At 25.0% G+C, this 13,580-nt stretch carries 12 protein-coding genes; 1 reads left to right on the top strand and 11 read right to left on the bottom strand.

Annotated features, from left to right (window positions below):
* Positions 1-9: 9 nt before the first annotated feature.
* The 9 genes from D500_RS00675 to D500_RS00635 all read right to left on the bottom strand — a co-directional run bounded on the left by D500_RS00675 (position 10) and on the right by D500_RS00635 (position 9,720).
* A complete protein-coding gene (locus D500_RS00675; RefSeq protein WP_008362380.1) occupies positions 10-1,482 on the bottom strand; it encodes a hypothetical protein in 1,473 nt (490 codons plus the stop codon).
* 8 nt (positions 1,483-1,490) lie between these two features.
* Positions 1,491-2,339 (bottom strand): peptide chain release factor N(5)-glutamine methyltransferase, encoded by an 849-nt coding sequence (gene prmC / locus D500_RS00670; protein WP_008362379.1) that lies wholly within the window; start codon positions 2,337-2,339, stop codon positions 1,491-1,493.
* A complete protein-coding gene (prfA, locus tag D500_RS00665; protein WP_008362377.1) occupies positions 2,332-3,426 on the bottom strand; it encodes a peptide chain release factor 1 in 1,095 nt (364 codons plus the stop codon). The genes prmC and prfA overlap by 8 nt, the downstream gene beginning before the upstream one ends.
* Positions 3,427-3,428: 2 nt before the next feature.
* Entirely contained in the window at positions 3,429-4,058 is a 630-nt protein-coding gene (locus D500_RS00660) for a thymidine kinase (RefSeq protein WP_008362376.1), read from the bottom strand.
* Positions 4,059-4,062: 4 nt separating this feature from the next.
* Entirely contained in the window at positions 4,063-5,010 is a 948-nt protein-coding gene (locus D500_RS00655; protein ID WP_008362374.1) for a DHH family phosphoesterase, read from the bottom strand.
* A 9-nt stretch (positions 5,011-5,019) separates the two neighbouring features.
* A complete protein-coding gene (locus D500_RS00650) occupies positions 5,020-6,918 on the bottom strand; it encodes a hypothetical protein (protein ID WP_008362371.1) in 1,899 nt (632 codons plus the stop codon).
* 81 nt (positions 6,919-6,999) lie between these two features.
* Positions 7,000-7,278 (bottom strand): 50S ribosomal protein L31, encoded by a 279-nt coding sequence (gene rpmE / locus D500_RS00645; protein WP_008362370.1) that lies wholly within the window; start codon positions 7,276-7,278, stop codon positions 7,000-7,002.
* Positions 7,279-7,443: 165 nt separating this feature from the next.
* A complete protein-coding gene (locus D500_RS00640) occupies positions 7,444-8,148 on the bottom strand; it encodes a glycerophosphodiester phosphodiesterase (RefSeq protein WP_008362369.1) in 705 nt (234 codons plus the stop codon).
* A gap of 120 nt (positions 8,149-8,268) precedes the next feature.
* Positions 8,269-9,720 carry an MFS transporter gene (locus D500_RS00635; RefSeq protein ID WP_008362368.1) on the bottom strand — a complete coding sequence of 484 codons (1,452 nt, stop codon included), beginning with the start codon at positions 9,718-9,720 and terminating at the stop codon, positions 8,269-8,271.
* Positions 9,721-9,924: 204 nt separating this feature from the next.
* Between D500_RS00635 and D500_RS00630 the strand changes: the two genes are divergently transcribed.
* Entirely contained in the window at positions 9,925-11,418 is a 1,494-nt protein-coding gene (locus tag D500_RS00630) for an MFS transporter (RefSeq protein WP_008362367.1), read from the top strand.
* A 121-nt stretch (positions 11,419-11,539) separates the two neighbouring features.
* Here the strand turns inward: D500_RS00630 and fba are convergent, their stop codons facing one another.
* Positions 11,540-12,433: a class II fructose-1,6-bisphosphate aldolase gene (gene fba / locus D500_RS00625; protein WP_008362366.1), complete on the bottom strand. Its 894-nt coding sequence runs from the start codon at positions 12,431-12,433 to the stop codon at positions 11,540-11,542.
* 154 nt (positions 12,434-12,587) lie between these two features.
* Positions 12,588-13,562 carry a DUF285 domain-containing protein gene (locus D500_RS00620; protein ID WP_239759458.1) on the bottom strand — a complete coding sequence of 325 codons (975 nt, stop codon included), beginning with the start codon at positions 13,560-13,562 and terminating at the stop codon, positions 12,588-12,590.
* Between the last annotated feature and the right edge of the window lie 18 nt (positions 13,563-13,580).

The following is a 13,580-nucleotide window of genomic DNA, read 5'->3' as shown; positions in this document are numbered from 1 at the left end:
AATAAAATCCTATTTTCTAAATAATTTCTTATTTTTAAATTCATTTCTTACAAAATCTATTGCTAGTCTTTTGTCTAACATTCCTTTTAAAATAATACAAAATCCAGTAATAGTTGGAACTACTAAAAAAGTAGTACATACACTTATAATGTAACGATCATTAAAGATTGAAGTAATTTTTTTATCAATATGATTTAAAAAGAATAACTTTTGATCAATATTATTAAATACTTTATTTCCTGTGATTTTTTTAATGTTTTGTATGTATGTAGATCCAATAATTTGATCATCTTTATAAGTATTTCAAGAAACTAAAAGTTTATGTAATTCTAGTTGAGAAATAAAAACACTTAATATTAATAAAAACATTAAAATAGATAATAATATAAACTTAGTTCTTAAAACTAATTGTGATGATTTTTGAGCTCTAATTGAAATAGTTAATAAAAATAATACAGTTGATAAAACAATCCCTAAAAAAATAATTGGAAAAGATAGTATTAATAAAGGACTACTTTTATTTAGATTTAATTGATTTTTATATTGATCAAATATTGTGTTTCAATTTTGATAATCTTTTAATAAATTAGGTAGTTGGTGTGTTCAATAAATTAAAGACTTTTCACTACCTCTTGTTGAAATTGAAACTATATAAATTAATATTGGAAAACAAATCATTAATACTAAAACAATTAATCAATTAGATAAAGTTTTATCTGTAAAAGAAAATATATTATTTACATATAATTTAATTCTAGTATGATTAATTACTTTGTTTTTTTGAACAAAATAATTAATGTATCTGTCTTCAGTATTTTCTTCATATTCAAAAAAAGTTATGTTTTGTAGTGAAATACTTGTAACAAACATTAAAAAGATTTGTACAAAAATAATTCATCAAATATTATTAACATCAATTCAGTTATAAATACTGCTTGTGTTTTTTTCAAATTCTATAAATTGGGTTGTTATTTTTTTAAAATCACTAATTTTATTTTCTAATCCAGTAATTACTTGATAGTTAAAAAAGTCTTGAAAATACCCATAAAAATATTGAGAAATTCCCTGAAATAAAATAGTTAAAATTCCAAAAATAATAATCAAAGCAATAATCGTTTGTTTATATCTTTTATTATTTGACAAACTTACTAATGCTTTAAAACTGATAAACATCGTTATTACAATCACCATTGTTACTAAAGCACTAATTGCAAGACCTCAGATTTGAGATTTACTTGGTAGGTTTAAATACTTTGAAATAATGTGATAATTTGCAAAATAAAAACTTAAAGATTCATGTTTAAAAATTAAATGTAAATAAGCATAAAAAGGTAATAAAGCTAATAAAAAAACTATTAATCCTAAAATTGATCTTAAATAAATTGAAGAATTTTTTTGTTCAACTTTTGGATCAATATCTTTAATTCTCATTGAAAATTTATTATTTATTATCTTAATTTTAAAGTTCTTGTTTTTATACATATTCATCCTTAAAAATTTTTAATAATTAAATTTCTTCAATAACCATTGTAATCTTTTTTAAATTCATACTTATATTTTAAACAATTATTAACTAATAATTGCTCAATTGAGTCTTTTTGTAATCATCCAAATTCTAAAACTATTAAAAAGTTTTTGTTAGTATCAACTATTTTATCTATATTTTTAATTAAAACTTCATAAAAATATAAACCGTTGTTTGGTGCAAATAAAGCAATGTTTGGCTCAAAATTAACTACGTCTTTATCTAGGTTTTTATCATTTATATCAATATATGGGGGATTACAAATTATTAGATTTGCTTTTAAATTATTTTTAATTAAAACATCAATAAAATTACCAGATAAACAACTAGTATTAGTTAAATTAAATTTCTTAATATTTTTATTAGCTACTTTTAAAGCTTTATAAGATATATCAGTTAAAATTACTTTATTTTTTTGATTTAATAAAGCACAACTTATACCTAAACACCCACTACCAGTGCATAGATCAACAATTAATAAATCATCATTATTTTTAATAAATTCACTAGCATAATCAATCATTAATTCAGATTCATTTCTAGGAATTAAAACATCTTTATTTACAAAAAACTTATATGAATAAAAATACTTACTTTTTAAAATATAAGCTAATGGATAATTTTGTTTTAATAATTCTAAGATTTGATCTAATTTATAAACTTGTCTTTTTGTTAGTAAATAGTCTAAATTACTAATTATTCATTGATAATCTTTATTTAAAATATGTTCTAAAATATGATAAACATCAGCCTTGTTTAAGCTGATGTTAGTTTGTTGTATTTGTTTTAAAACATTAAAAATAGTCTTATTCATTATTTTCTTCTAATTGTTGTGCTACTTTTTGACGTTGTTCTTCATTGATTAAAGCAATAATAAATTCATCAATATTACCTTCCATAACTTGATCTAATTTATTTAAAGTTAAGCCAACTCTATGATCAGTTACACGGTTTTGTGGGTAATTATAAGTTCTAATTTTTTCAGATCTAGCACCAGTTCCTACAGCATTTTTTCTAGTTGCATCAGCTTGAGCTTGTTGTTTTTCAACTTCAGCTTCATAAACTTTTGCTCTTAACATTGTCATCGCTACATCTTTATTATCGTGTTGACTTCTTCCGTCTTGACTAGTTACAACAATTCCAGTTGGTATATGTGTAATTCTTACTGCTGAATCAGTTGTATTAACGTGTTGACCACCAGCACCAGAAGCTCTATAAGTATCAATTCTTAAATCACCTGGTTTAATATCAATTTCAACTTCACTCATTTCAGGTAAAACAGCAACAGTTGCAGTTGAAGTTTGAATTCTTCCTTTTGCTTCAGTTTTTGGCACACGTTGTACTCTATGAGCACCAGATTCAAATTTTAATTTAGAATAAACTCTATCACCTTTAATCATAAACACAACTTGACTATATCCACCAGCTTCACCTAAGCTAGCTTCTAAAATATTGATTTTTCAATTTTGTGTTTCAGCATAAAGTTTATACATTCTTAAAAGATCACCTGCAAAAATATTAGCTTCATCACCACCAGCAGCTCCTCTGATTTCAACAATAACGTTTTTATCATCATTTGGATCTTTTGGTAATAATAATTCTTCAATCACTTTTTGTAGTGATTCGGTTTTAGAATAATTTTCATCTAATTCAATTTTTGCAAGTTCAATTAGTTCTTGATCTTTTTCATTTTCTAAAATATGTTTTGCTTCTTTAATTTGATTTTCAGCTTGTTTATATTCAACAAACTTTTCAACAACTTCTTCTAAACTTGCTTTTTCTTTGTTTAGTTCAGTAAATTTTTTAATATCTTTTAAAGTATTTTCATCTTCTAGATCTTTTTGAATTTGAACTAATCTTTTTTGCATTGTTTCTAATGCTTCATATGTTTTAGCATTCATAATTACACTTCCTTTTTAGGAGCTATAAAACAATTTCTACACCTTGCTTCATAACTTTCTTTTCCATCAACTAGTATTAGTGGTGAATCTCATAAAGCAGGTTTTCCATTCACTATTCTTTGAGATCTGTTTGCAAAACTTCCACACAAATGACATCTTGCTCTTAGTTTTGTAACAAACTCGGCTTTTACTAGTAATTTATCTACGTTTTTAAATGGCAGACCTCTAAAATCTTTGTCTAATCCATTAACAATTACAATAATTCCTTGATCGGCTAATTCTTCAATCACATCAACAACATTTTCATCAAAGAATTGTACTTCATCAATTCCAATTACATCAACTTGTTGAATTTGATTTTCTTTATTAACTATTTGTTTAATTTCATCACTTGATTTAACTAAATAAGAATCTAATTTACTTCCTGAATGTGAAGTAATGTTTTCAACTGAATATCTATTATCAATACTTGGTTTAAAAGCTAATACTTTCTTTTTAGCATAACTTAAAACTCTTAAACGTCTTATAAATTCTTCAGTTTTTCCAGCAAACATACAACCTGTGATTAATTCAATCCAACCCATTTTTTTAGTGTTGTAAGCTTCTATTTCATTAATATCTAAATCAGTCATATTATTATTCTCCTTTAATTAATTGTTCTAAATCATTAATTAAATCATTAATTTGATCTAATGAATTAATTTCAGCTCCACTAGCTAACTTATGTCCTCCTCCATTATACTTATTTGCTATTTTATCAATAGCATAATCTCTACTTCTTAGTGAAACTTTTAAAATATCGTCTACTTGTATTATTGTAAATCAAATTTTAATTTCTTTAACTCCACTCATTACAGATAAAGCTAATTTAATTTCTTCATACTCTAGATTTCAATCTTTTAAATCATCATCTAATAAAACAATATAAGCAATTCCAGAATCAGTTAATTTCATTTTAGAAAAACTATACATCATTCATTGTCTTAGTTTTAAATCTGAAACATATAAAAAATCGTTTGCTTTTTTTAGATCAGCTCCAGCTTGTAATAATCTACTTGCAACATAAAAAGTAACAGCATTAGTTTTATCATATAAAAATCTATTTGAATCAGTTAGTAAACCTAAATATAGATTATGAGCAGCAGTTTTTGAAATAAACAAATTATTTTCTATAGCTCATAAACTTACTACTTGAGTATTTGCTATACTAGTATCATCAATTAAATCATTATTACAATAATTTTCAACATTTATATGATGATCAACTTTAAAACTATCTTTACACAAATCAAATCTATCAAAATCTACTCTTTTTTTTGTAGCTGTATCAACTGTAATAATTAAACTACTTTTAATAAATTCATCACTTAAATTAGATTCATCAATTAAAAAACTATCATCATCACTAATACGATCTCCAACTACATAAATAGTTTTATTTTTGAAATTATCATTAATAATGTTAGCTAACCCAATAGCACTACCTTGTGCATCTCAATCAGGTTGTTTGTGTTTAGCAATAATAATATTTTGATATTGATTAATTTTATCTAATAATAGTTTAGATTTTTTTTGATCTAACATATAACTCCTTTAATTAACATTACTAATCGCATTTTTATTTATAGCAATTAATGCTACATCATTTTCCATATAAGATTCTTTTTTATCATAAAAATAAATTTTTTGCTTGTCATTAGTAATTCCACATCACATAGATTTATCTATAAACTTTTTAGACTTAATAATTTTAACTTCTAAAAGTAAATCAGAAGAATTATTAATATCTGGTGAAATTTTTAATGGATTAAAACTAATAAATCCAGAATTGTTTAAATCATAATTAGTTAGTACTCATAATGAATCATTTAAAATTTTAATTTGATTTTCACTAATCTTTTTATAACTAATTTTGTTTATATTATTTTCTTGTCTTTTTAATAAAATATCAAAAATATCAGTAGTTGATAGTTCTTTTAATTCAAGTTTGTTGTTAACAAAATAAATATTTTTATCTAAATTATATACATCACTTATTGAGTCATTTAAAAAAATAAATGTCATAAAAGGATGGTTTTCTTGAATACGTTTAATAGTTTCTAATAATTGTAATAGCTCTTTTTCTGATAAATGTTTTGTAATATTTGAAAAAATAATATTTTTTTTCTTTAAATTAATTGCTTTTAAAATCTTAAGATAAACAATGTTTAATGATAAATACTTAACACTACTTTTAACAAATCATTCAAATTTAATATTGTACTTATCAACACTAGTTGACATTTGCTCAACAGCTTGTTTAAAAACACTTTTGATTTCTTTTTTCTTTTGTTTTTTTTGCATTGCAAATCTATGTTTTTCTAAATATTCTAATTCATCTGATAAAACTCTTTCGTGATATTGATGAATTAAAAAGTTAATTTCTCCACCTAGTGCTTGTGTTGTTTGTCTAATTGGATCAATAAATAATTCTCTTTGGTTTTTTTCAATTTCATTTAAAGAATTTTCATTAGCATTTCTTCAGTCTAAAAAATATTTTCTCATTTCATCTTGTTCGGTTCATGTAAATCTTTTTTTTGATTTATATTCTTCTAAAGCTAATAATGACTTGAAATATTTTTTAAATTCAAATCATATTTGATGATCAAATTGATTTAACTTTCTTTTTTTACTAAAAATACTAATTCTTAGATCAGCAATTTTTGTACTAATTACTCTTAGTTGTTTATTAACAGCATAATATGTTTGTTTATAAGCAAATTTTTTTCAATTCTTTTTTAATCTTTTATTTGATGAATGTTTAGCATTATATTCACAACTACAATTATCTCTAAGTTCATTTAATGTATAAATGTTATCTCATAAATTTTGTTGAAACATTAACATTAAAGTAGCCGTTCTAATTTCAGCTTCTAAGTTTTCTCTTGCTTTATAAAGTAATCTTATTTGAATTGGTCATTGTTCAGGAATAGCTAAAAACTTTTCTTGATTACGTTTTTTTTGTTCACTTATTGCACTATTTAATGCTTTTTGTTCTTCTCTAATTTTTGTATTAATATGTTTGGAAATTAAATTATCAATGTTTTGACGTAATCTTTTATCATTAGCTTCACCTTTGCTTGCAACTAATGATAAGTATTCATATTTTTTTTCAATATATTTATCTGCTGCACTTCTTAAAAAGCTTTGATCAAATAATAAAGAAAGCACTAAAATTCATTTACTTGGAATTGTACGTTGAAACCAAGTATCACGTTTAATGAACTCAACATGTTTTCTAGTGTATGCTCTATTAATAATATCAAAATCATCTATTTGAAATCTACCTGAATTATTTTTCTTTTTACCTAATAAAACTTTTTTAAAAAAGTTCATTTGTTCTTTATTATCAATAACAATATCAACAATTTGACCATCATCAACAACTAAATCAACTTTATTTAAGGTTGCTTTTTTAGAACGAAAAGTTAATTCTTTGATCTTATATGACATAAAATTAACCTCCACTTAGATATACACACTACTATTATTTTAATAGATTTGACAAATAAAAAAGGTCCTAAAGACCTTAAATTATTTGTTTTCTTGATTTTTTGCTTTTTGAGCTTTAGATTGTTTTTCAGCTTGTGCTTTAATTGAATCTCTTTTAGCAAATTTTGATTTGAATTGTTCAACACGTCCAGCAACGTTTGTATAAGTTTGAGCTCCAGTGTAGTAGGGATGACAATTTGAACAAACATCAACTCTTACTTCTTCACCTTTTGAAGTTCCACAAACTCATTCACTTGAACAAGTAGTACAAATAAATTTAGCTTGATCAAAGTACTTTGGTTGAATATCAATTTTTGGCATAGTTATTCTCCTTGCTATGTTATCATTATGATATTAATTTACTAATAAAGTATACAATAAAAACGTTAAAAATAAAGATTTATTATAGTAAAAATAAAAATATCAATAATAAAAAAATAATAGCAAATTTTAATAATTTGCTATTATTATCTATTAACTAGTTGATTACATTTTTGGATATAAATCAGGATAATCTGAAATATAACCATTAATTAAATCTTTATACATTTTGTCAATGATTTCAACATCAGACATTTTTTTAAATGTTCAAACATTTAATGGAATATTTAGTTTTTTAAATAATTCACAGTTAACTTGTTTTTTTAATAATGTAATTGGTGGGTGTAAAAAGTCAAATTTTTTACCTAATTCAACATCAAATTGAGACATTTTTTCAAATAGATATCCTGATTTAAAGTAGTTTTCTTTTCTTTTTAAAATTTCTTTTAATACAACTGGACTAAATGATGAAACTATTATTTCAACACCTTTATTACAATATTTTTTGATTGAATTAAAGATAATGTCTAATTCTTCTTCAGTATAATGATCTGGTTTGATTTCAACATTAATCATTTTATATTGATCTAAATATCTATCCATAAATACTTCAAATAGAATTGGAGTTGCTAATGGATTTTCAACAAAGTAAGGAATTTTTGTAATTTCTTCATAAATTAAAGTTTTAACACCTCTGTTTAAATTTCCAATTCTTCTAAAGTGATGATCATGGAAGATGATAATTTTGTCATCTTTTGTTAATCTAATGTCAAATTCAACAGCTTTACAAATTGTTAGTGCGTTTTTAAAGTCATATTCACGGTTTTCTCCATAAAGTCCTCTAAAACCACGGTGTGCTACTAAAATCATTATCTTCACCTCTCTTTTATTTATAAAAAGAATATTTAAGATTATTGTTTATTATTATTATTATTATTTATTAATTTATTAATATTTTTATTTTTATTATTTGTTTTTAATATAGAAATTTTATTTATTTAATAACATCATTTTTTTCTTATCTGCTTTTAGTGAGAAGTATAAAGCAATACCAGATAATAATCCAATAAGACCAAAAATAACTACAACTAATAAAATTAATTGGTTACCTAATTTATCTGCAACTTGAATACCATTAACTGTCATGTGGTGTTTTGCTTCAATTGCTGATCTTATTTGTTTAAAGAATGCATCTGGAGTAAAGGCAATAACACTTACGATATTTACAGCAGCTGCATAACTATCGTTTTGAACTTTTAAATCTGTTCCAATTGGAGATCATCTAATTGTAACAACAGCTCAAGTAACAGCTCCCATTAGAATTAAGTTAAAACAAGCTGCAACTTGTAAAACAACTCCAGAAGCTTTTTTAATTGATTCTTCATTTGGATAGCCATCTGAAAATCCAGGTAGTAAAATACCAACTGTAATTAAAACCATACCAATAAATAATCCAATAAGAATTAATGGAATGTATGATTTTTGTTTATCTGCAAATCTTCCAAATCATCCAGATATCATAAAACGCATTACATAGGTTCTAAAAATACCAATGATCATAACAGCTACAGCTGGAACATAAAAGATATTACGCATATAGTTAACATATGAAGATAACCCCATTTGTAACATATATACACCTAAAACTAAAATAGATAGTAAGTAAATATTTTTTTGTTTTAAAACATTTGTCATTGCCTTAATTGAAAATGACAATGGTTCTTCAGTTTTTGGTTCTTTAATAAAGATCATTGCTAGAACCGCTGAAACTATGATTAACCCAGCATAAATAGAAATTAGAATGAAAAATGCCACACTAATTCCATGTTCTCCACCAATTGTACCTAGCTTGTGTTGATCTTGTAAAGCTAATAGTAAAGTACCAAACAAAGCAATTGTAAGTCCAATAAGACCATTTAATGCTCCTTGCATACCATTATTTTTACCAACTTGTTTTTCTTTTAATTCTTCTGGTAAATGTTCAGTATTTTGATTTTTAACAAGTTTTCATAATGGGGCTCAGAACAATGCACAAGTAGCAAAAGCAAAACCACCAAAAATAATGTAAAGTTGTGCTTTTGTAGCAACTAATAAGCTACCTTCTAAAGTTGCACTTTTATTACCAGCTATAATAGGAATGATAGGTACTAAAACGTATCAAACTCCTAATGCACCAGTAATTAATACACCAATAATTACTAATTTTTTTGCACTAAACTTATCACCTAAATATGATCCTAATAGATAACAAGGTAAGGCAACAAAACCATAAACAGCTTGTGCTTGTGAATAGTCTGCTTGGTTTAATTTAAAGTTTAAGTTCATGTTAGGAATAAAATTATCCATATAAAACGGAATAGCCATAATAGCAACATCTGCTAATGCTAGAATGAATAAAACAAAATTTTCTTTAACAAATTTTGATATCTTTTCTTTAAACACAACGTATTCCTTTCTATATTGTATAAGACTAGTTTTATAGTCCTACATTATAATTTTATTCCATTGGTATTATAAAAACTTGAACTAGCAAATAAATTCATATTTTGAAAATATATTCATCTTTATTTTTAACCTTTTTAGATGAACTACAATTATAATAGGTGACTTATATAAATTAAATTCACCAAGAAAGGTATGTATTATATGACAGATACAAAAAAGCCTAATCCTTTCACAAATTTTATAAATAAAACTTTTAAAACTTTTGATAAAAAAACATTATTTGTTATTTTGCTACTAGCAATATCAGATACATTAGTTTTTATCTTTCCTTCTTATTTAAGAAACGTTATGAGTTCTGAAGTAATTAGTTTATATTTAGGAGTAAAAACTGAACATTTATCTCAAGCTAGTGCGATTTATGGTTATATTTCTTTAGCGATTTATTTTTTTGGATCAATATTAGGAGATAAACTAAGTGTTAAGTGATTAACTATTATAGGTTTAGCTACATTTGGAGTATCTGGAGCTTGATATGGTTCAATTGGTTTAACAGCTGGGGGAGCTTTAGTTCAAGGAGTTAATGGACCAGTTTTAAATCAAGTAGGAGTTGAATCTCGTTTTATTCAACTATGTATTATTTATTCAATTTGAGCTTTTGCAAAAATAATTTTCTGAGCTCCATTATGAAAACTATTATCACAACAAGGTAAACCTGAACAAAATGGTATTTTAAACGGAATACATGGTAGTTTTAATGGATTTGCAGGAACAGTTTTAGTTTCTATTGGATATATTTTATTCTTTGTTTTAACTCCATTATTTGCAGGAAAAAACATTTCAACACCAAGTGTATGAAACTTCTCAATTATGATTTACATGTTTTGTGGTTTAATTGCACTAACTGTTATTTTATTAATTTTTACAGTAAAAGAAGATAAATCAGAAAAACAAGAAAACGCTTCATTTAACATTAAAGACGTTTTTGGAATTTTAAAAAATGTAAAAATTTGATTAGTATCACTTGTTGTTATGGGTGTTTATATGTATCAAATGGGACTATCTATTTTAGTATCATATCTTGAAGTTTCACTACAAGTTGCAGCAATTGCTGTGTTTATTGGTGGGCTATTAAGAACTTATCTATTTAGATTTATTTTTTCAGCTCCTGCTGGTAAGATTGCTGATAAAACTGGTAAGTATGTAAAATTCTTAATGACTGGTATTTTAATAGGTACATTTTTAGTTACAACTGTTTTACTATTACCTGGATTTAAAGTTGGTTGAATAGTAAATCAAGCTCCTAAATGATACTTGTGAACAGTAAGAGTAATTGTTTATACATTTTTCTTATGTTTAGGTGCTTTATGTTGAGGCTTAGTAACTAATAGATGAGCAACTTTATTTGAAATTGGAATTGATAGAAAACACTATGCTTCAGCTGTTGGAATAGTAAGTGTTGTTGCATTTACTCCAGACGCTTGATTCCAACAATTACAAGCAGTTCTAATTGCAAAATATAAAGTAGCTGATCCACTAGTAAAAGGTGGATATAACAACCAATTTGCTTATCAAATTTTAATGATAATTATAGTTGTAATTAGTTTAGTTGGATTTGCTGCTGGTGCTTTATTAATTTATCTAAACAATAAAGATAAAAAAATGGCTCAAATGCAAGTACAACAAGTTAAAATGTAAAAACAATAACTAAGCAAATAGGACTCACAAAAGTGAGTCTTTTAAATTAGTTTTTTAGAATATGAATATCAATTAAAAAATGGATTATTCTTAAATAATCCATTTAATCTATTTTTATTAATTATTTTGCTTTTCCTTGGCAACCAAATCAACTTGTTAATTCTAAGAATGTAGTTTTTAAAGCTTCATATCCAGGTTTTAATAACTTACGTGGATCAAAGCCTTTTTTAGCATCATCAAGATCTTTTTCTTCTTCAACATATTTTCTAGTTGCATCTCTAAATGCTAATTGTAATTCAGTATTAACATTAATTTTTGCAATTCCCATTGAAATTGCTTTTTTAACTTGTTCTTGAGGAATTCCTGATCCACCATGTAATACCATTGGCATTTTGCAAGCTTTTTGTAGACTTTCTAAAGTATCAAATGAAAGAGATTGTCATCATGATGGATATTTACCATGAATGTTTCCAATTCCAGCAGCTAGCATACTAATTCCAGTTTTTGAAAATTCTTCTGCTTGCATTGGATCTCCTAATTCACCTTGTCCAATTACTCCATCTTCTTCTCCACCAATTGAACCAATTTCAGCTTCAACTGAAACTTCATATTCATTAGCAAATTCAATTAGTTCTTTAGTCATTTTTAGATTTTCTTCATATGGGAAATGTGAACCATCAAACATTACAGATGAATATCCTGCTAAAATACATTTTTTAGCCATTTCTAATGATTGTCCGTGATCTAAATGTAAAGCAACTGGAACTGTAATGTTTAGATAATCTAATAATCCATTAACCATTCCAACAACAGTATTAACACCACCCATGTATTTAATAGCTCCTTCACTTGTAGCTATAATTACTGGTGTATGAGATGCTTCAGCAGCTTCTAAAATTGCTTTTGTTCATTCTAAGTTATTAATATTAAAGTGACCGATTGCATATTTGTTCTTATGTGCATCACTAACCATTTGTTTAGCATTAACTAATTTTTTGTGGTATAACTTTGGCATTCTACTATTACTTCCTTTTTATAAATCTATTTTAATATTATCATTTTCTAATGTTTTAATGCCAACATATAAGTTCATAATTAGTAAATCTAAAGAAATTGTTTTTTATTTTATTAATAAAAATTAAAAAAAACTAGTAAATACTAGGCTTAAATTACTTTTTAAATCTTTTAATTATATAAGGTATACCAAATCCTAAAGAAGTTAAAACAGCTTGAGTTCCAATAACAATACCAACAATTGCAGGAGTTGAAAGTTTTTTAGATGATTGGTTTGATTGAGTCATTGTTGATTTTGGAATGACTAGATTAGAGTTAGGTTTTGGTGTTGTTTTTGGTGATGAAGTTGATTTTGTAGCAGGGGTTATTATTTTAGTTAATGGTATAGTTACTTTTGGTCTTGATGGTGATGGGTGAGTAATTACTTTGGGTTCTTTATTTTCGATTTTCTTCTCTACTGAATCATTTGTTTCTTCATTTTTTCAAGCAGGTTTTTTATCCTTGTGTTCAAAAATAGCACTTCCTCTTGAAAAATTCTTATTGCTAATGACATTATTTACATTTCAGTCTTTTAGACTTTGACTAAAATTAGTCGCTCCATCAAACATAGATTCCATAGAAGTTACAGAATCAGTTTTTCAATCAAGCGGTTTTCCACCATTGTTAAATTTAATTGCGTTTTTAAACATACCATTCATATTTTTTACCTTGTTGGTATTTCATTTTGACAAATCTACATTAACAGTTTGATTATCATAAAACGCATAACTCATATCCGTAATGTTTTTTGTATCTCATTTTTCAAATCCAACTAATTCGCCATGATCTTTGTATCTATGGGCGAATCCTCGATATAAGCTAACTATTTCATCAGGTAATTTATCAGGTACCTTTTTTACATATCAAGGTATTTGCTTAATAGTGACTTTATTATCTCTTTCATAAAAACCTATTTTTGTAATTTCACTTTTATCGGTTGGATTATACTCGTGATTCTGTTCTTTTACTTGTTTTTGTTCTTGTTTCATTTGATAGTAATAATTATAAAAATTTTTATAATTTACAACTAATAAAAAAACAAAGGGGAAAACAATTAATTTGAAGATTATTAATAATAAGTATTTTTTCATATTTGAAACTCTTTTATG

The sequence above is a fragment of the Mycoplasma feriruminatoris genome, assembly GCF_000327395.2.
In the GTDB taxonomy this organism is placed as follows: domain Bacteria; phylum Bacillota_I; class Bacilli_A; order Mycoplasmatales; family Mycoplasmataceae; genus Mycoplasma; species Mycoplasma feriruminatoris.
Note: the sequence above shows the minus strand (reverse complement) of the source record. Positions and strands in the feature narration are given on the sequence as shown.